A 19,740-nucleotide genomic window follows, 5' to 3' on the forward strand; every position below is an offset into this window, starting at 1 on the left:
GGTCGTGGTCCGCTCCAGCGGGGGCACGGGTGCGGCGGGGCGTCCCGCCGACGGGTACGACGAGGAGCGTCTCACCGTCCACGGCCCCTACGACCGTCGCTCCGGGTACGACGCCACCCTCGAACTCCTGCGCCGCGAACCGGAGGTGACGGCGATCGTCGCGGCCAACGACACGGTGGCGCTGGGCGCGTGCGCGGCCGTCCGGGACCGGGGGCTGCGCATCCCCGAGGACATCTCGGTGGCAGGCTTCGACGACCTGCCGTTCTCGGTGGACGCGGTCCCGGCGCTGACGACCGTACGGCTGCCGCTCTTCGAGGCGGGCGCCCGCGCGGGCCGGCTCGCGATGGGCAAGGAGAGCCCGCCGCCCGGGGGCATCGCGACGATCGCGGCGGAGCTGATGGTGCGGGGGTCGACGGCACCGCCCCGGACCTGATCAGCAGCCCGTGCGCCGGGCCCGGGCGGGGGTACGCCGGGCCCGTTCTGCCCGCCCGGCGAGGGTGCGCCAGGGCCCGTTCCCCCCTCCGGAGGGGGGTGGGCCGAACCCGTACCGCCCGTGGCGGGGATGCGCCGAGTCCGTTCCGCACCCCGGACAGGGGCGTGCCGAACCCGTACCGCCCGCCCGGCGGGGATGCGCCGAGTCCGTTCCGCCCTCCGGACGCGGGTGCGCCGGGGCCCGTTCGGCCTGCCCGGCAGGGAGTTCACCGGGCCCGTACCGCCCTCCGGACGGGGTTCGCCAGGCCCCTGCCGCCCACCCGGCGGGGGCGAGCCGGGGCCCGTTCCGGTTCCTGTTCGGGATCGTGGGCAGAAAGATGGGGGCGTTGCCCCCATGTCCGCCGGAGGCATCGCCGGAAGTATGGGGCGTGGCGGACCGGTGGTGCCGGCGCCGGACCGAGGAGGTGCGATGGCGGAGATCCATGCGGGTGGCGGCGGACGGCTGGGCGTCTCTTCCGCGTCACGCCCGGCTGCGGCAGCGGGTTCCTCCGCCGATGCGGTCGGCCTGCTGGAGACCGGCCGGCCGACGGCGGACGCGGCTTCCCGTGCCGCTGGTCCGTGGTGGCGTCCGGCGCTGACCGGCGAGGCACCGGCCGGTGGGGCGATGCGCGGCGATGCGTTGCGCGGTGCTGCGCCGACCGGTGATGCGCCGACCGGTGACGCGCTTGCCGAACACGCCCCGGACTGGGCGGTGTTCGTCCAGGACGCGATTGCCGAAGCGCCCGAGCGGGCGGCGATCGACGACCGGGAGGACCTGCCGGGGCTGCGTGGATTCGAGCGGGTTCTCGCCCCGTTCACCGGCTGCGCGGCGCGGCGGATGCGGGACGGTCTGCCGGGCCGGCTGAGCCGGTACGTCGATCTGGATGCCGTGCAGGACGACTTCGAGCGGCATCTGTCCCGGCGGCTCGCACGGCTCGCCGCCCGGACCCTGGTCCTGGAGCTGCACACCGCGCGACGGGACGGGCGGCTGGCCGGAGACGGTCCAGAGAGCCGGTTCACCGACTTCCTGCGGCTGACCGGCGCCCGGTCCGGACTGGCCGCGCTCTGCACCACGTACCCCGTACTGGCCCGGATCCTGGCACGTACCGCGCTCGACGCCGCCGCCGCGCTGGCCGAGATGCTGGTCCGGTTCGCCGCGGACCGACCGGTACTGCCCGGCCTCCACAAGTCCTGGGACGAAGAGGCCGCAGACGACGAAGCCCGGGGCGAAGAGGCACGGGGCGAAGAGGCCGGGGACGACGAAGTCCGAGGCGACGAAGCCCGGGACGAACAGGCCCGAGGCGGTCTGCTGGTGGGGGTCGAGCCCGGTGCCGGGGACGGACACCGGGGCGGGCGGACCGTGATGCTGCTCCGGTTCGAGGACGGCACCCGGCTGGTCTACAAACCGCGCCCGCTCGCCGCGCACCAGCACTTCAACGAACTGGTCCAGTGGTTCAACGCGCTGCCCGGCACTCCAGGACTCCGTACGCTCGCCCTGCTGGACCGGGGGCCGTACGGCTGGGTGGAGTTCGTCGCGGAACGGCCCTGCCGCTCGGGCCGCCAGGTCGAGACCTTCTACCGGCGCCAGGGCGCGCTGCTGGCCCTGCTGCACGCGCTGGACGGCACCGACCTGCACCACGAGAACCTGATCGCGGACGGGGAGTACCCGGTACTCGTCGACGTGGAGACGCTGTTCCACCCGCCGCTGCCCACCGCGGGTTCGGACGATCCGGCGGCCCGTGCCCTGCACGACTCGGTGCACCGGGTGGGACTGCTGCCGCAGCTGCTCGTCGGGGACGAGTCGGCACTCGACATGTCCGGGATCGGCGGTGGGCAGGCGGCCGACTCCCCGGTGCGCGGCGTGGACTGGGCGGACGCGGGGACCGACCGGATGCGGCTGGTGCGCCGGGCGGCCCGGTTCGGCGGTTCGGCGAACCGGCCCCGGCTGACCGGAACGCCCGCCGACCCGTCCGCCTTCACCCGGGCACTGTGCGCCGGATTCCGCGCCGGCTACACCGCGATCAAGGAAGCCCGCACCGAACTCCTGCGTCCCGGCAGCCTGTTGGACCGGTTCGCACGCGCCGAGGTACGGGTCGTGGTGCGGCCCACCTGGATCTACGCCTCGCTCCTGGACGAGTCCACGCACCCGGACCTGATGAAGGACGCCGCCGAACGGCACGAGGTGCTCGCGCTGCTGGACACCGACACCCTGGGATCCGCCTCGCTGCCCGGCCTGCTGGACGAGGAGATCGCCCAGCTCTGGTCGGGCGACGTGCCGCTGTTCACCGCCCTGCCCGAACGCACCGACCTATGGAGCGGGACCGGCCGGATGCTGCCCGGCACGCTCGCCCGGACCGGGCTGTCCCTGGTCCGCGCGAAGCTGGCGGCCATGGGCGCGGTGGACCGCAAGGACCAGGAACGGATCATCCGCGCCGCGATGGCGACCACCTCGCGCGGGCCCGCCCACCAACCCCGGCCGGGCCCGCGCCGGGTCCGTACGGCCGCGACCGCGCCGGATCCGGACCAGCTGCTCGCGGCGGCCCGGTCGGTCGGCGACGCGCTGGTGTCCCAGGCCTACTCCGGGCCCACCCGGCTCAACTGGATCGGCCTGGAGCTGCTCGACGAACGCTACTGGCGGCTGGGCCCGATGGCCGCCGATCTGGCGGGCGGCTACACCGGTACGGCGTGCTTCCTCGCCCAGCTCGCCTCGCTCACCGGGGCGGACCGGTACGCCGCGGCCGCCCGCGACGCGCTGGTACCCCTCGCCGGGCTGCTGGACTCGCTGCACTCGCGCCCGGACGACCTGGGCCCGGTGGGCTCGGGTGCGTTCGCCGGGATCGGCGGGATCGCGTACGCGCTGACCCAGGTCGCGGACGCGCTGGACGACCCGCGCCTCGGTGGACTGGTGCTGCCCGCCCTGCGGTTGACCGGTGCGGCGGCCGTCGGCGAGAGCGAGTACGGGGTGCGCGGGGGTACGGCCGGCGGACTGGCCGGTCTGCTCGCCGGGTACCGGGTCACCGGGCGGGCCGATGTGTGGCGTACGGCGGAACGCTGCGCCGGGCTGCTGCGCGAGGCACCGCTGCCGGACACATCGGGGTTCGCCGACGGATCCGCCGGGATCGGCTGGGCGCTGCTGCGCTTCGCCGAGGCGGGTGGCGGCGAGCCGTACCGCGCCTCGGGGCTCGCCGCGCTGCGGGCCGCGACCGGCTCCGTGGACCGCGACATCTCCTGGTGCCGGGGCAGGACGGGCGTGGCACTGGCCGTGCTGGACAGCCCGGCGGCGCGGGCCGACCCGCTGCTGTCCGCCTGGGCGCACGAGGCGGCGGCGGACATCGCACAGGCCGAACCGCCGCCGGACGACAGCCTGTGCCACGGCGAGCTCGGCGTCCTCGAACTGCTGCGCCGGGGCGAGCCGCCAGGTGTCCGCACCCGCTGGGTGGAGCGGGCCGGGGCGCTGCTCGCGGCTGCCGACCGGGCGAAGCCGCGCTGCGGAACGCCCGGCCAGGTGTCGCATCCGGGGCTGCTGACCGGTCTCGCGGGGATCGGGCACGGGCTGCTGCGGGCCGGATTCCCCGACCGGGTGCCGTCGATGCTGCTGCTCGCCGGGCCCACCGTGTCGGCGGCGCCCGGCTGAGCGGTCACGGGACGGGGCGGACGGGGCCGGGGCCGTGGCGAAGGCGGGCGAACGCGCCCCGAGCCGGCGTCCACGCTCGGCTCACACCGCACCGCCCGCTCCGCACCGGACCCGCCCCCTCCCCGCACCTTCGTCTCCTGCATGCAACTCCCGTACCGAAGACCGCACTTCCTCACCTCTCAGGTACCACCGCATACGTACACAGCTCGTCGCTCGACTCACGCAATGACAACCTCCCACGAGAAGAGGCAGACCATGCAGACCACCGAGGCCACCGCCTTCCACGCCGCCGAGGCCACCGCCTTCCACGCCGCCGAGTTCGACGAGTTCGCGGAGTTCACTCGGTTCGCGGACGAGCACCCCGTCGGCAGGATCTCCCTGGGTGCGAGCGGCAGGCTGGGGCTGCGCAGCAGAATCCTCGGCGCCGCCGACAGCATCGGCGGCGACTGCACCGGAGACCTGCCGTGGACCACGATGACCTGGTCCTGAGTCAATTCCTTTCCGGATCAAGGGATTTGCTGCACTGACTGCTGGGTAGTGCCTCAAGTAGCCTGCGTCCATGCGTGCCACTTCGTCAGTGATTGTCGGGCGTGTCGCTGAGACCGGTCTGCTGAGCGATGCCCTGGACGCCGCGTCGCGGTGTTCGGGGCGTGCGGTCTTCTTCGTCGGCGACGCGGGCATCGGTAAATCCCGGCTGGCCGGTGAGTGCGCCTACCGGGCGTACGAGCGGGGCATGCCGGTGCTTCGCGGCAGGGCCACCTCGACCGGGCTCGTGGTGCCGTTCCGCCCGCTGATCGAGGCGCTGTCCTCGCGGTTCCGGGCGGCCGGTACGCCCACCGACCCGGAGCTGGACCCGTACCGTCCGGCGCTGGCCCGGCTGGTGCCGGAGTGGCGCCGGGGTTCCTCCCCCGGCTATCCGGAGACCGTGGTCGAGCTGGCCGAGGCGCTGCTGCGGCTGCTTTCGGTGCTCGGCCAGGAGCACGGCTGCGTGATCCTGCTGGAGGACCTGCACGACTCCGACACCGAGACGATCGCGGTGGTGGAGTACGTCATCGACAACGTGGCGGACCTGCCGGTGCTGCTGCTGGGAACGTTGCGCCCGGAGCCCGGTGTCGCACTCGACCTGGTGCGCTCGGCGGAACGGCGGCAGGTCGCCACGGTGCGCGAACTGGCGCCGCTCGGGGACGCGGACGTGCGGGAGATGACCGCCTCCTGCCTGGAGGCCGCCGCCCCGGACGAGGTGCCGCAGGCCACCCACGAACGGCTGGTCGGCCGGGCGGGCGGCAATCCGTACCTGGTCGAGGTACTGCTCGCCGATCTGCTCGACTCCGGCCAGCTGCGCCGGGCCGGCGGCCGCTGGGAGGAGCACGTCAACCCGGACGCGTCGGTGCCGACCGGGGTGGTGCGCAGCTGGTCGCGGCGGCTCGACCGGTTCGACGAGCCGGTGCGTGAACTGCTCCTGTGCGCGGCCACGCTGGGCAACCGGTTCTCGGTCACCGTGCTCCAGACGGTCACCGGGTTCGACGACCGTACGCTCTTCAGTCATCTGCGCTCCGCCGTGGAGGCGAACATCATCGCCCCCGACGGGGCGGACCCCGACCGCTACACCTTCCGGCACGCGCTGACCGCCGAGGCGCTGGTGGCCTCGCTGGCACCGGCGGAGCGGGCCGCGACGGCCCGCCGCGCGGCGCTCTCCCTGGCCGCCGCCGAACACCAACTGGGCGATGAGCAGCGGCAGTTGATGGCAACGCTGCAACTGGCCGGGGGCGACCGGCACGGCGCGGCCCGCCAGTTCGCCGACGTCGGCCGCCGGATGCTGGCCGCGGGCGCGTCCGGTTCGGCGGTCATCCTGCTGGAACGGGCCCGCTCGCTCGCCCACGAGCGCGATCTGCGGGGCATCACGGAGTCGCTCGCCGTCTCCCACGCCGAGGCCGGTGAGCTGGACACGGCGCTGGCGCTGACCGCGGAGCTCCCCCCGGTCCCGTCGCGCTCGGACGCCTCCGAGGAGCGCGGGGAGACCCATATCCGGATCGCCTGGGCGGCCGTGATGGCGGAGCGCGTGGACGAGGCGGCCGGGCAGATCCGGACCGCGCGGAACGTGCTCGGTACGGCCGTCCGACCCGAGCAGGAAGCGGCGCTCGACGTGGTGCACGGTCATCTGGCGCTGCTGCCCGGCCAGGAGGGCCACGGGCGGCAGGAGTCCGCGCAGGACGCCGCGCGCCGGGCCGCCGCCGTGGCGGAGGAACGCAATCTCCCCGTGGTCGCCTGCCAGGCCTGGCAGTTACTGGCGCTGCTCTCCCGGGAGCGTGGCTTCGACGAGGCCGACGCGTGCCTGGAACGGATGCTCGCGGTCTCCGAGCAGCACGCCCTGCCGGTGTGGCGGGTGGAGGCGCTGGTCCGGCTCGGCGCCAACACGTTCATGCGCACCGGTGACCCGGCCGGGCTGGAGACGGCGCGGACCGCCGCCCAGTCGCTGGGCGCGCTGGTGCCGACGCAGACCGTGGACGGGCTGCTGGCCATGAACGCGGTGATGCGCAGCGAGTGGGACGGGGCGCACGAGATCATCGAGCGGTCGCTGGCCGCCAGCGCGCGGGTCCGCAATCTGGGGGCGCACCGCTATCTGCTGCTGGCCTCGGCGACGCTCGCCGCGCACCGGGGCCGAAGACGGGACCTGGACCGGGCCATGGTCCGGTTCCGCCGGGCGGGCGGCGAGGAGTCCTTACTCGTCCCGCTGCAACTGGGGCTCTGCCGGGCCTTCGCGGCGCTGCTGGAGGAGGACCGCGAGGGCGCGCTGGCCGACCTGGACACCTCGCTGGTCTGGGAGCGCGAGCACCCCAGCTTCTTCTACCTGAGCGGGCGCTACGGTCTGCGTCCGCTGCTGCGGATACTCGACGGCCGGGACGGCCGGGCGGAGCTCGACGCGGTCCTGCAGAGCCCCGGCGCGGACCTGGCGTGGAACCAGTTGTTCCTGCGACTGGCCGATGCCGTGCTGCACGGCCGCGCGGGCGATGCGGACCGGGCCGCCCGGTCGGTCGGGGCGGCCGTCGCCGACGCCGCCGCCTTCCCGCTCGCCCGCCATCTGGGGCTGCGGCTGGTCGCCGGCGCGGCGCTCGCCGAGCAGTGGGGCGAGCCGGTGAGCTGGCTGCGGGCGTCGGAGGAGTACTTCTACGGGGCGGGCATCCAGCCGGTCGCCGCCGCGTGCCGGGCGGCGCTGCGGCAGGCGGGCGCCAGTGTCGGGCAGCACCGGGGCGGCTGGGACCGCATCCCGGCCCAGCTGCGGACGAGCGGGGTGACACCGCGTGAGTACGAGGTCTTCGTGCTGCTGACGGAGCGGCCGGGCAATCAGCAGATCGCCCGGCGGCTGTCCATATCGCCGCGCACGGTGGAGAAGCACATGGCGAGTCTGCTGAGCAAGACGGGGCGTGCGGACCGTGCGGCACTGTGCGAGTTCTCCGCCGAATGCGCGGCCGAACGCGACTGACCGGGGGGTGGGCACCCCCGTCCGGCCTCCGCCCCGTCGGCCCCGCGCGGTCTTCGGCGCCGGACCGGCGGGTTCGGCCCTCCCGCCCGCCGAGGAGGCCGACGAACCGGGCTTCCGGGCGGTCTCGGGCCGGGGCGAGAAGTTCCTGACGGCCGCCGGTTCCCGGCCGGTCGCGGGACGGCGGGCCGGGGAACCGGATCTGCTCGCCGCGTTCGCCCGGCAGACCGGCGCGGCGTCGCGGCGGGCGGCGTATGCCCCGCCCGGCGCCGGCGCACCGCGGACCGGGCGGCCGGCCGGCCCCGGCGGCGGGCGGGCGCGCCGAGGCTGCTGGATAGTCTGGGGCAGCCGCTCCGGGAGCCCTGCTGAGGCCGGGCCGGAAGGGCGGCCGGACGACGACGGAAGGACCACGCACGTGAAGCTCGCTTTCTCGACCCTCGGAGTCCCGGGGATGCCGGTCGCCGATGTCGTCCGGCTCGCCGCCGGGCACGGCTACCAGGGGGTGGAGCTGCGCGCCCATCCCGAGGAGCCGGTGCACCCGGGCCTCTCCGCGCCCGAACGGGCCGCGGTCGTCCAGGAGTTCAAGGCGGGCGGCGTCGAGATCCTGACCGTCGCCGGCTACGTCCGGGCCGCCGCCGAGGGCGACGACGCGCCGGTGCTGGACGAGCTGGCCGGGCTGGTGGACCTGGCGCACGACCTGGGCGCGCAGAACGTCCGGGTCTTCCCGGGCGGCGGCGGCCAGGACCCCGCCACGGCCGACGCGACCGCCGCCCGCCGACTGGCCGCCGCCGCCCCGCACGCCGCCGACCGGGGCGTGCGCATCCTGCTGGAGACCCACGACTCGCACCGGGCCGGTGCCGATGTGGCCCGGGTCGTCGGGACGGTCGGGCACCGGCAGATCGGCGCGCTCTGGGACATCATGCACACCTGGCTGGCGGGCGAGGACCCGGCCGCCAGCCATGCGGTGCTGGCCCCGCACCTGGGCTACGTACAGGTGAAGGACATCGCGTCGGCCGAGGACTCCGCGCCATTGGCCCTGGGCGCCGGGGTGCTGCCGCTGGGGGCCTGCCTGGACACGCTGGACCCGGACAGCTGGGTCTGCTGGGAGTACGAGAAGCGCTGGCACCCGGACGCACCGGAACTGCCGGGGCTGCTGGCCGCCGGGCGGGATCACCTGCTGCGGCTGGGGGCACGCGGACGGTAGGCGGCGCCCCCTGCCCGGAGGTGGCGCGGCCCGCGCGGTTCGGGCGGGCCGCGCCATCTCAGGAACGGGTTCGGGCGGCCCGCGCCATCTCAGGAACGGGTTCGGGCGGCCCGCGCCACCTCAGGACCGGGTTCAGCCGGTCCACGCCACCTCAGGACCGGGTTCAGCCGGTCCGTGCCACCTCCGGCCCGGGCTGCGGGGATTGCGGTGCCGCGGCGCGTGGCCGCCGCGCACCCGCCAGCGATGTGAGCGCCACTCCCCCGACCAGCAGCGCCGCAGCGCACCACCGCAGTGGGCTCACCGACTCGTCCAGCAGCAGGGCGGCCGAGGACATCCCGAAGACCGGGACGAGCAGGGTGAAGGGGGCCACCGAGGAGGCCGGGTGGTGGCGCAGCAGGAAGCCCCAGGCACCGAAGCCGAAGACGGTGGTGATCCAGGCGACGTAGACGATGATCCCGGCGCCGCTCCAGTCGAGCCCGGCCAGTGCCCGGGTGTCGCGGTCCCAGCCCTCGAAGAGGAGCGAGAGGCCGAGCAGCGGAAGTACGGGCACGGTCGAGACCCAGACCATGAAGTTGAGCGAGTCGGGCGGGGCGGCCTTGCGGGTCAGCACGTTGGACACGCCCCAGCAGGCCGCCGCCGCGATCACCAGGACGAAGGCGAGCACGGGCCCGCCCGCCCCTTCGTCGACCGCGGCGACCCCGATGCCCGCGAGCGCCACCGCCATCCCCAGCACCCGTGTCCTGCCGGGCCGTTCACCGAGCGCGAGGGCGGCGAACAGGGCGGTGAAGACCGCCTGGACCTGGAGCACGAGGGAGGAGAGACCGGCGGGCATCCCCCGGTCCATGCCGATGAAGAGCAGGCCGAACTTCGCCACCCCCAGGACCAGCCCGACGCCCACGATCCACTTCCAGGCGACCTTGGGCCGGCCGACGAAGAAGACCGCGGGCAGCGCGGCGACCAGGAAGCGCAGGGCCGAGAAGAGCAGCGGCGGGAAGTGTCCGAGGCCGATCTCGATGACGACGAAATTGACACCCCAGACGGCTGCCACCAGGGCGGCCAGGGCGATGTGGAGGGGACGCATCCACCGAGGATCACCCGCACCGACCATGTAGCACCAGCGCGGACTTCTTCATGGTGGAATTGAGTATCGCTAATGAATCACCCATGACGCACCCCTGAGGGGAACGGGAGGTCCGGTGCTCGATCTGGCCCGGCTGCGCGCCCTGCACGCCGTCTCCGTCCACGGCTCCGTCGCGGGCGCCGCCGCCGCGCTCGGCTACACCCCGTCGGCGGTCTCGCAGCAGATCACCAAGCTGGAGCGGGAGACCCGTACGACGCTGCTCGAACGGCGCGGGCGCGGGGTCGCGCTGACCGAGGAGGCGCTCCATCTGGCCGCGACGGCCCAGCAGCTGCTGGCGATCGTGGAGCGCGCGGAGACCACGCTGGAGGAGCGCAGAGGGCTGCCGACCGGGCGGCTGTCGATCGGCGCGTTCGCGTCCGCGGCGCGCGGGCTGCTGCCCGGGGTGCTGGCGGGGCTGGACCGGGAGCACCCGGCGCTGGAGGTCCGGATGACCGAGGTCGATCCGCATCTCTCGGTCGACCTGGTGGCCAAGGGGGTGATCGATCTGGCGGTGGCGCACGACTGGGACATCGCCCCGCTGCCCGCCCCGGAGGGCGTGGCGCAGGCGGTGATCGGGGACGACCGCTGCGATCTGCTGGTGCCCGAGGGGCACCGTCTCGCCGGGCGGGACGCGGTGCGGCGCGAGGAACTGGCGAAGGAGCGGTGGATCTGCCAGCCGCCGGGGACGGTCTGCCACGACTGGCTCGTGCGGACGCTGCGGGCGGCGGGTTACGAGCCGGACATCCGGCACCAGGCGGAGGAGAACCACACCCAGCTGGCCCTGCTCGCGGCCGGCCTCGGGGTCGCGATGATCCCGCGCCTGGGGCGGGGGGCGCTGCCGCCGGGAGTGGTGACCGTGCGGCTGGATCCCGTACCGGTGCGTCGGCTGTACGCGCTGTGGCGCACCGAGGCGGCCCGGCGGCCGGCGATCACGGCGGCGGTGTCCGCGTTGCGGGCCCACGGGGCAGCGGTGGGGCTGAGCTGAGCACGGCCCCCGCTCGCCGGGCGGGGAGGGTGTCCGCTGCCACGCCGCACGGGCTCAAATCGGTCCGGACCCTTGACCGGAAGTTATTTTCTGGATATCCGTGCTCCTTGGAAGTTTCTTTCACCAGTTCTCACCACCTCTCGTCCCCGAGTACGGCCGAAGGAGCTCACGTGCACCACCGCACCTCCAGACGCACCCTCCTCACCGCCACCGCCGCGACGGCAGTCGCCGCCGTCACGGGCGCGGGCCTCGCCCCCTGCGCCCTCGCCGCCCAGCGGTCCGCGAGCAGCGGACAGCACCAGTCAGCCGCCACGACCAGGCGCCTCAAGCGGATCATCTCCGGGATGTCCCTGGAGGAGAAGGTCGGGCAGCTCTTCGTGATGCGGGTGTACGGGCACTCCGCCACCGACCCCGACCAGGCCGACATCGACGCCAACCTGGCCGAGATCGGGGTCCGCAGTGCCGCCGAGATGATCGCCAAGTACCACGTCGGCGGGATCATCTACTTCACCTGGGCGCACAACACCCGCGACCCGCACCAGATCGCCGAACTCTCCAACGGCATCCAGCGCGCCGGCCTGGCCGGCCCCACTCCCCTGCCGCTCCTCGTCTCCACCGACCAGGAGCACGGCATCGTCTGCCGGGTCGGCGAGCCGGCCACCCTGATGCCGGGCGCGATGGCGCTGGGCGCGGGCGGTTCGCGCTCCGACGCCCGCCGGGCCGGGCAGATCGCGGGCGCCGAACTGGCCGCGATCGGCATCAACCAGAACTACGCCCCGGACGCGGACGTCAACGTCAACCCGGCCAACCCGGTGATCGGCGTACGCTCCTTCGGCTCCGACCCGCAGTCCGTGGCCGCCATGGTCGCCGCGCAGGTGAAGGGGTACCAGAGCAGCGGGATCGCCTCGACGGCCAAGCACTTCCCGGGCCACGGCGACACCAGCACCGACAGCCACACCGGACTGCCCGTCATCACCCACACCCGGGAGCAGTGGGCGGAGCTGGACGAGCCGCCGTTCCGGGCCGCGATCGCCGCAGGCATCGACTCGATCATGACCGCGCACATCGTGGTCCCGGCCCTGGACCCGGCCGAGGATCCGGCGACGCTGTCCCGCCCGATCCTCACCGGCATCCTGCGCGAGGAGCTGGGCTACGACGGTGTCGTGGTGACCGACTCGCTCGGCATGGAGGGGGTGCGGACGAAGTACGGCGACGAGCGCGTGCCGGTGCTCGCCCTCCAGGCAGGTGTCGACCAGCTGCTGAACCCGCCGGACCTGGACGTCTCCTGGAACGCCGTGCTGGAGGCCGTGAAGAGCGGTGAGATCAGCGAGGCCCGGATTGATGAATCGATCCTGCGCATTCTGCGGCTGAAGGCGAAGCTCGGGCTGTTCGACGACCCGTTCGTCAGCCGCTCGGGGGTGGACCGCACCGTCGGCACCCGCTCGCACCTCGCCACCGCCGACCGGATCGCCGAGCGCACCACCACGCTGCTCGCCAACGACGGCGCGCTGCTGCCGCTCTCCCGCCGCTCGCACCGCAACCTGCTGGTGGTCGGCGCCGATCCCGCCTCCCCGTCCGGCACCACCGGACCGCCGACCACCACCCTGGCCACGGCGTTCGGCGAACTCGGGTACGCGGCGACCGCGCTGTCCACCGGCACCGCCCCCACCGCGGCGAAGATCGCCGAGGCGGTGGCCGCCGCACAGGGCAAGGACGCGGTGGTGGTGGCGACGTACAACGTCTCGGCGACCGGCTCGCAGCGCACCCTGGTGAGCGCGCTGGCGGCGACCGGCGTCCCGGTGATCACGGTGGCGATCCGCAATCCGTACGACATCGCCCAGCTGGCCGGGACCGGGTTCGCGGCCAACCTGGCCACGTACTCCTGGACCGATGTCGAACTGCGTGCCGCCGCCCGGGTGATCGCGGGCCGTGCCGAACCGCGGGGCACCCTGCCGGTCCCGGTGCAGCGCGCGGACGACCCGGCCGTGGTGCTGCACCCGGTGGGTTACGGGCTGAGGTACTGACGGAACGGGGAGGGGCCGTGCCATTCGCCGGAGGCGCGATGCGCGGCCCCTCCCCGTCACGGGCGGCTGCCGGGCCCTACGGCCGCAGCCTGCGCTCGTTCATCACGTCCTGCCGGTCGAGCCGTGCGTCGAACTTCGCGAGCGGCTTCGCCTTCGACGGGTCGTCCCGCACGGCGGCCGGGGCGACGCCCGCCCAGCGCAGGATGGCCGCGGTGGCCTTCGCGCTGTCGTTCTCGGCGAGCCCGGCCACGCTGGCGCCGTGGTTGCCGCCGGGCTCCGTCATGACGTAGCTGTCACGGGAGCCCGCGCCGACCCGGAAGCGCTCCGCGCCCCAGGGGTCGTTCTCCCCGTACACGTACAGCATCCGGTCGGCGTGGTGCTTCACCCAGTTGTCGATGTCGCGCATCACCGACGGCTGGAACTTCATCGGGATGGAACGCGGCACGAAGGTGCGCGGCGGCTGGTACCCGTACCGGCTGAGACCGCCCACCCACGGCTGGCGGATGTCGGGCGAACCGAGCTGGGTGCCCGCCTGGTAGTAGTACGGGGTGTACCGCTCCAGGCTCTGGTCGGTGTAGGTGGAGAAGCCGGAGATCGAGTCGATGGAGTCCCAGATCTCCTGGTCGGTGGCGGATCCGGCGTCGGCCGGGACGGTGTCGCAGTCGGACAGCAGGCTGTACTGCCAGTACGCCCAGACGTAGTCCATGACGACGGCCTCGTACGCCTTGTCGAGCGAGCCGGTGGTGTCGAAGGTGTAGCCCTTCGCGGCGGCGTACTCCCGGTACTTCTTCTCCAGCGGCTCGCGGCGGACCAGTGCCTCGCGCTGGACACCGTTCACCCGGTCGCGGCACTCCTTGGTGCCGACGTTCTCGAAGAACCGGTCGTAGGCCGAGTCCTCCTTGTCCACCACGTCGTTGGGCGCGACGTACGCGACGACGCCGTCCATGTCCCCGGGGTGGAAGCGCTCGTAGTAGGTGGCCGTCATGCCGCCCTTGGAGGCGCCGGTGGTCAGCCACTTCTTGGGGTAGATCCGCTTCAGCGCGGTGAAGACCCGGTGCTGGTCGTCGGCGGCCTGCCGGATGTCGAGCTTGGACCAGTCGGCGGGGGCCGGCCGGGACGGGGTGAAGTAGCGGTACTCCAGGGAGACCTGGTTGCCGTCGACGATCCGGGTCGGCTCGGCGCGGCCGGGGCTCGTGGAGACGTTGTACCCGCTGGTGGAGAAGACCGTCGGACGGGAGGTGTCCTTGTGCAGCACGGTGATGCGCTGCTGGAAGGTGCCCCTGGACGGGTGCCGGTGGTCGATCGGCTGGGTGTAGTTGAGGACGAAGTAGCGGTAGCCCTCGTAGGGCTTCTCCTCGATGAGGCTCATCCCCGCAATGGCCAGGATGCGGTCCTTGATGTCCGTGCCGGTGCCGTCGTCCGCGGCGGGGCCGGTCCGGATCGCGGCCGGTTCCGCGGCGGTGGCCGCCCCGGCCGAGGCACCCGTCACGCCCACCGTGCCGATGAGCACCGCGAGCGACAGGAACCCTCTGAACGCCTTGCGCATACGCCCTCCCAGGAGTCACAGCAGTCGCCGTGAACCTAGCGGGGCAACACCCGTGCCGCCAGACCCGGTCGACACGGACGACCGCGGGTCGGGCACGGTCCGAACGGGAGGTCTCGGGTCAGCAGAGGATCCAGCCCGTGCTGCCCGACTTCCCCGAGATGGTGGCCGAGGCCCTGACGCACCGGTTCAGCGCGTGGACCGTCACCGGGCCGGCCTGCTTGGTGTACTGGCCCCGGTCGACGACGGGGCTGCCGCCGCGCGCCTGGAGCGTCACGGACATGGCGCGGCGCGGGCCGGACTTCTTGGCGACGGCGATCGCGCAGGCGTAGGAACGGCTTTTGTAGACGCGCAGCTCGCCGGTCTTGAACGAGACCGTCTTGGCGGGGCGACCGGCGCAGACCGACGCGGCGTCGGCGCGGCCGGCCGAGGGGCCGCCGAGCACCAGGCCGAGGGCGGCCACCAGCGGCAGGACCACCGAACACACCAGCATCCGACGGGTGCGAGCACTCCCGCCTGTGCCCCTGTCTGTGTCCCTGCCGGTGTCCCTGTCTCCGTCCCTGCCTCTACCTCTGCCGTGACCCTCGTCGGAAATTTCGACCTTTCCGGACTTTCGCGTCCCTCTGCGCACCAGCAACTCCATCACCGTTCGAACACCTACGCCCCTGCGCGGCGCATACGCATACATGCGTACGACGCAGCAGGCCATCCGGAGGTTGCGCACGGCGCGCTCCGCACTCCGGGCAACCGAACCGCCACAGCATGACTCCAACAGGACAGAGCCATACGAAAGGCAGGAACTGTCATGCTTCAGCTCCGCAACGCACAGGGCCCCCGCGCCCGGCGCCTCATCGGCCGAACGCTGCTCGCCTCCGCTCTCCTCACCGCCGTCGCCACTCTCCCGGCAGCGGCGGCGGTCCCGCAGACCGCCCCGGCCCCGGCACGCAACGCGACCGGCGCCCCCGCGCACCAGCAGGTCGCCCACTTCTACGGCGCCTACATCGATGCCGTCACGGCCGGGAACGGCGACAGGCTCGCCACCGACCTGCGGAACTTCTATCTGACCCGCCGGCTGCGCGAACAGCTGAGCGCCTGGGAGCAGCGCAACCACGCGGACGGTGTGCTCCGCGCCCAGAACACCCCGCTCGCCTTCCGGGTCACCCCGGGCGACAGCGCCGCCGGCCACACCTGGTCGACGGTCCGGCTCACCTGGAGCACCGGCAAGCACCCGACGTACTCGTACCTGACCGTCCGCTCGGACCTGCAGACCGGAAAGATCTCCGGCATCGGCGACTGACCCGGAGACCCGCCGGGGCGGGACGGGCCCGCCGCTCATACCTGTGCGGGCTCGTCCTCCCCGATGAACGTGCGCCACAGCACGGCGTAGTGCCCGTCCCTGGCCAGGAGCTCGTCGTGCGTGCCGTCCTCGACGACCCGGCCGTGATCCATCACCACGACCCGGTCGGCACGGGCCGCCGTGGTCAGCCGGTGGGCCACGACCAGGGTGGTGCGGCGGCCGGTGAGCCGGTCGGTCGCCTGGTTGACCAGGGCCTCACTGGCCAGGTCCAGCGAGGCGGTCGCCTCGTCGAGCAGCAGGACGTCCGGGTCGACGAGCTCGGCGCGGGCCAGTGCGATCAGCTGGCGCTGGCCGGCCGAGAGGTTGCGGCCCCGTTCGGCGACCTCGTGCAGATAGCCGCCGTCCAGGGTGGCGATCATGTCGTGGGCGCCGACCGCCCGCGCCGCCGACTCCACCTCGGCGTCGGTGGCCTCGGGCCGCCCGTAGGCGATGGCGTCCCGGACCGTGCCCTCGAAGAGGTACGCCTCCTGCGGCACGACGCCCAGCCGGTGCCGGTACGCGGTGAGGTCGAGGCGGCGCAGATCGGTGCCGTCCGCGGTGACCCGGCCGCCCGTGGGGTCGTAGAAGCGGGCGACGAGCTTGACGAGGGTGGACTTGCCCGCGCCGGTCTCGCCGACGAAGGCGACCGTCTGTCCGGCCGGTATCCGCAGGTCGACCCCGGCCAGCGCCTCCTCGGCGCCGTCGCCGGAGCCGTACGCGAAGGACACGTCCTCGAAGGCGATCTCGCCGCGCAGCGACAGCACGTCCAGCGGTTCGTCCGCGGCGTCGGTGGAGGTCGGCTCGCGCAGCAGCTCCTGGATGCGGCCGAGGGAGACGGTTGCCTGCTGGTAGCCGTCGAAGACCTGGGAGAGCTGCTGCACCGGGGCGAAGAACAGATCGATGTAGAGCAGGTACGCGACCAGCGCACCGGTGGTGAGCGTGCCGTTGTCGACCCGGCCCGCGCCGACGATCAGGACGGCGGCCGCGGCCACCGAGGACAGCAGCTGCACGAACGGGAAGTAGACCGAGATCAGCCACTGGCCCCGGACCCGGGCCTCGCGGTAGTGGTCGCTGCGCTCGGCGAACCGCTGCGCCCCGTCGTGCTCGCGGCGGAACGCCTGCACGATCCGCAGCCCGGAGACGGACTCCTGGAGGTCGGCGTTGACCACGCTGATGCGCTCGCGGGCCAGCTCGTAGGCCTTGACGCTCCTGCGGCGGAAGAAGAACGTGCCGACGACCAGCAGCGGCAGCGTCGCGAAGACCACGAGGGCCAGCTGCACATCGAGGACCAGCAGCGCGACCATGATGCCGAAGAAGGTGACGACGGAGACGAAGGCGGTGACCAGACCGGTCTGCAGGAACGTCGACAGCGCGTCCACGTCCGTCGTCATCCGGGTCATGATGCGGCCGGTCAGCTCGCGCTCGTAGTAGTCCAGGCCGAGCCGCTGGAGCTGCGCGAAGATCTTCAGCCGCAGTGAGTACAGCACCCGCTCACCGGTCCGGCCGGTCATCCGGGTCTCGCCGATCTGGGCGGCCCACTGCACGAGGACGACCACCAGGGCCAGCGCGGACGCCGCCCAGACCGCGCCGAGCGCGAGCTGTGAGACGCCCTGGTCGATGCCGTGCCGGATCAGCACCGGCAGCAGCAGACCGGCGCCCGCGTCGACCGCGACCAGCGCCAGGCTCACCAGCAGCGGCAGCCCGAAGCCGCGCAGCAGCCTGCGCAGCCCGTAGGAGTCCTCGGCGCGGACGGCCCGCGCCTCGTCGATGTCGGGGGTGTCGGTGGCGGGCGGCAGCGCCTCGACCTGGGCGAGCAGCTCGGGGGTGGCGGGCATGCCGGCCGCGTCGGTGCTGCGCGGTTCCTCCTTGCGCACCCACAGGTGGGGGCTGATCCCGCGCTCCGCGTCGAACTCGGCGTCCAGTTCCTCCTGGAGCGCGCGCTCGTCCTCGGGGGTGGGGTCGGCCGGGGCGGCGGCCGGCCGGTGTCCGGGCGAGGTGCCGCCCAGCTCGTCCGGGTCGGTGAGCAGCCGCCGGTAGAGCGGGGAGCGGCGCTCCAGCTCCTCGTGGGTGCCGATGTCGGCGAGCCTGCCGTCCTCCAGGACGGCGATCCGGTCGGCGAGGCCGAGGGTGGAGCGGCGGTGGGCGATCAGCAGGGTGGTGCGGCCGGCCATCACCTGGCGCAGCGCCTCGTGGATCTCGTGCTCGACCCGGGCGTCGACGGCGGAGGTGGCGTCGTCGAGGAGGAGCAGCCGGGGGTCGGCGAGGATGGCGCGGGCGAGCGCGACGCGCTGGCGCTGGCCGCCGGAGAGGGTGAGCCCGTGCTCGCCGACCTTGGTGTCGTAGCCCTCGGGCAGCTCCGCGATGAACCGGTCGGCCTGGGCGGCGCGGGCCGCCTCCTCGATCTGTTCCCGGGTGGCGTCGGGGAATCCGTAGGCGATGTTGGCGCGGACGGTGTCGGAGAACAGGAAGCTGTCCTCCGGTACGAGGCCGATGGCGGCGCGCAGCGATGCGTGGGTCAGTTCGCGGACGTCGTGGCCGCCGACCAGGACGGCGCCGTGCGTCACGTCGTAGAAGCGGGGCAGCAGCAGCGAGACGGTGGACTTGCCGCTGCCGGAGGCGCCGACGACGGCGACGGTCTCGCCGGGCTCGATGGTCAGCGAGAACCCGTCGAGGACGGGGCGCTCGGCGTCGTAGCCGAACCGTACGTCGTCGAACTCGACGCTCGCGGGGGCGTCCGTCGGGAGGTCCTTGGTGCCGTCCTTCATGGTCGGCTCGGTGTCGATCAGCTCCAGTACGCGCTCGACGCCGGCCCGGGCCTGCTGGCCGACGGTGAGGACCATGGCGAGCATCCGGACCGGCCCGACGAGCTGGGCGAGGTACGTGGAGAACGCCACGAACGTGCCGAGGGTGATCTCGCCCCGGGTGGCGAGCCAGCCGCCGAGCGCCAGCATCGCGACCTGGCCGAGCGCGGGGACGGCCTGGAGAGCGGGGGTGTAGCGGGAGTTCAGCCGGATGGTCCGCAGCCGCCCGGCGAACAGCCTGCGCCCCACCTCGCGCAGTTTGCCGGTCTCCTGCTCCTCCTGTCCGAACCCCTTGACAACCCGGACCCCGGAGACGGCCCCGTCGACCACTCCGGCGACGGCGGCGGCCTGCCCCTGGGCGTACCAGGTGGCGGGGAAGAGCCGGGCGCGGGAGCGCCGGGCGATGAACCAGAGGGCGGGGGCGACGGCGATCGCGACCAGGGTGAGCAGCGGCGAGAGCCACGCCATGATCACCAGGGAGATGAGGAAGAGCAGTACGTTCCCGATGGTCATCGGGAGCATGAACAGCAGCCCCTGGATCAGCTGGAGGTCGCTGGTGGCGCGCCCGACGACCTGGCCGGTGGACAGTTCGTCCTGCCGCTTCCCGTCGAGCCGGGTGATCGTCCCGTACATCTCGGTACGCAGGTCGTGCTGCACGTCGAGGGCGAGCCGGCCGCCGTAGTACCGGCGGATGTACGTGGCTATGTACACGAGCCCGGCGGCGGCTATGAGGAGCCCGGTCCAGACGGCGAGGGACCGGGTGTGGCCGACCACCACATCGTCGATGATCACCTTGGTGATCAGCGGGACGAGCGCCATCACCGCCATGCCGGCGAGCGACGAGCCGAGCGCCAGCAGCACATTGCGCCGGTAGCGCCATGCGTACCCGCACAGCCGCCGGGCCCACCCCGGGGCCCGCGCCGCGCCCTGTACGTCCCCTGCGTCCGTCACCGGTGCCTCCCCGTCCGACCTGCTCTACCGGAAGGCACCAACGCCGTGGGCAGCGGATTTCATCCCGCCGTTACACGGGCGGGGCCGAATACGGGGCCATTGACGTAGCGCGGGTGCGACGGTCGGCGTAGGACCGGCCCTCGACCGACTGCGTCATCACCCGGACTCCACGTTCGGCATGGAGCTGGACGGC

At 73.5% G+C, this 19,740-nt stretch carries 12 protein-coding genes; 8 read left to right on the forward strand and 4 right to left on the reverse strand.

The window, feature by feature from the left end:
• From AADR41_RS12660 to AADR41_RS12680, 5 genes are all read left to right on the forward strand, one after another.
• Nucleotides 1–433 (forward strand): LacI family DNA-binding transcriptional regulator (locus AADR41_RS12660; RefSeq protein WP_342281464.1); only part of this gene is annotated, 433 nt, incomplete at its 5' end.
• 468 nt (nt 434–901) lie between these two features.
• Nucleotides 902–4,105: a type 2 lanthipeptide synthetase LanM family protein gene (locus AADR41_RS12665; protein ID WP_342281465.1), complete on the forward strand. Its 3,204-nt coding sequence runs from the start codon at nt 902–904 to the stop codon at nt 4,103–4,105.
• A 225-nt stretch (nt 4,106–4,330) separates the two neighbouring features.
• Nucleotides 4,331–4,594, forward strand: a complete 264-nt coding sequence (locus tag AADR41_RS12670) for a hypothetical protein (RefSeq protein ID WP_342281466.1) — start codon at nt 4,331–4,333, stop codon at nt 4,592–4,594.
• 70 nt (nt 4,595–4,664) lie between these two features.
• Nucleotides 4,665–7,586 (forward strand): ATP-binding protein, encoded by a 2,922-nt coding sequence (locus AADR41_RS12675; protein WP_342281467.1) that lies wholly within the window; start codon nt 4,665–4,667, stop codon nt 7,584–7,586.
• A 412-nt stretch (nt 7,587–7,998) separates the two neighbouring features.
• Nucleotides 7,999–8,787 (forward strand): sugar phosphate isomerase/epimerase family protein, encoded by a 789-nt coding sequence (locus AADR41_RS12680; protein ID WP_342281514.1) that lies wholly within the window; start codon nt 7,999–8,001, stop codon nt 8,785–8,787.
• Nucleotides 8,788–8,950: 163 nt separating this feature from the next.
• Here AADR41_RS12680 and AADR41_RS12685 read toward each other — a convergent pair whose 3' ends face one another.
• A complete protein-coding gene (locus AADR41_RS12685) occupies nt 8,951–9,868 on the reverse strand; it encodes an EamA family transporter (protein WP_342281468.1) in 918 nt (305 codons plus the stop codon).
• A gap of 115 nt (nt 9,869–9,983) precedes the next feature.
• On the opposite strand from AADR41_RS12685, the gene AADR41_RS12690 reads away from it, so the two are divergent.
• Together AADR41_RS12690 and AADR41_RS12695 are read left to right on the forward strand one after the other, a co-directional pair.
• On the forward strand, nt 9,984–10,892 hold the full coding sequence (locus AADR41_RS12690) for a LysR family transcriptional regulator (protein ID WP_342281469.1): 909 nt from the start codon (nt 9,984–9,986) through the stop codon (nt 10,890–10,892).
• A 170-nt stretch (nt 10,893–11,062) separates the two neighbouring features.
• Entirely contained in the window at nt 11,063–12,916 is a 1,854-nt protein-coding gene (locus tag AADR41_RS12695; protein WP_342281470.1) for a glycoside hydrolase family 3 protein, read from the forward strand.
• Between the two features lie 76 nt (nt 12,917–12,992).
• Here AADR41_RS12695 and AADR41_RS12700 read toward each other — a convergent pair whose 3' ends face one another.
• Together AADR41_RS12700 and AADR41_RS12705 are read right to left on the reverse strand one after the other, a co-directional pair.
• Nucleotides 12,993–14,462, reverse strand: a complete 1,470-nt coding sequence (locus tag AADR41_RS12700; protein ID WP_342281471.1) for an aminopeptidase — start codon at nt 14,460–14,462, stop codon at nt 12,993–12,995.
• Nucleotides 14,463–14,580: 118 nt separating this feature from the next.
• Nucleotides 14,581–14,952, reverse strand: a complete 372-nt coding sequence (locus AADR41_RS12705; RefSeq protein ID WP_342281472.1) for a hypothetical protein — start codon at nt 14,950–14,952, stop codon at nt 14,581–14,583.
• A gap of 312 nt (nt 14,953–15,264) precedes the next feature.
• Here AADR41_RS12705 and AADR41_RS12710 point away from each other — a divergent pair, with 312 nt between their 5' ends.
• Nucleotides 15,265–15,756: a hypothetical protein gene (locus AADR41_RS12710; RefSeq protein ID WP_342281473.1), complete on the forward strand. Its 492-nt coding sequence runs from the start codon at nt 15,265–15,267 to the stop codon at nt 15,754–15,756.
• A 35-nt stretch (nt 15,757–15,791) separates the two neighbouring features.
• Here AADR41_RS12710 and AADR41_RS12715 read toward each other — a convergent pair whose 3' ends face one another.
• Nucleotides 15,792–19,547 carry an ABC transporter ATP-binding protein gene (locus tag AADR41_RS12715; protein WP_342281474.1) on the reverse strand — a complete coding sequence of 1,252 codons (3,756 nt, stop codon included), beginning with the start codon at nt 19,545–19,547 and terminating at the stop codon, nt 15,792–15,794.
• Between the last annotated feature and the right edge of the window lie 193 nt (nt 19,548–19,740).

Source organism: Streptomyces sp. CLV115 (genome assembly GCF_038448545.1).
GTDB classification, from domain to species: Bacteria; Actinomycetota; Actinomycetes; order Streptomycetales; family Streptomycetaceae; genus Streptomyces; species Streptomyces sanglieri.

Excerpts from the sequence above, each read along its gene's own strand:
- AADR41_RS12710 (WP_342281473.1), top strand. The coding sequence starts at position 15,265 with ATGCTTCAGCTCCGCAACGCACAGGGCCCCCGCGCCCGGCGCCTCATC.
- AADR41_RS12670 (WP_342281466.1), top strand. The coding sequence starts at position 4,331 with ATGACAACCTCCCACGAGAAGAGGCAGACCATGCAGACCACCGAGGCC.
- AADR41_RS12705 (WP_342281472.1), bottom strand. The coding sequence starts at position 14,952 with ATGCTGGTGTGTTCGGTGGTCCTGCCGCTGGTGGCCGCCCTCGGCCTG.
- AADR41_RS12675 (WP_342281467.1), top strand. The coding sequence starts at position 4,665 with ATGCGTGCCACTTCGTCAGTGATTGTCGGGCGTGTCGCTGAGACCGGT.
- AADR41_RS12665 (WP_342281465.1), top strand. The coding sequence starts at position 902 with ATGGCGGAGATCCATGCGGGTGGCGGCGGACGGCTGGGCGTCTCTTCC.
- AADR41_RS12700 (WP_342281471.1), bottom strand. The coding sequence starts at position 14,462 with ATGCGCAAGGCGTTCAGAGGGTTCCTGTCGCTCGCGGTGCTCATCGGC.
- AADR41_RS12685 (WP_342281468.1), bottom strand. The coding sequence starts at position 9,868 with ATGCGTCCCCTCCACATCGCCCTGGCCGCCCTGGTGGCAGCCGTCTGG.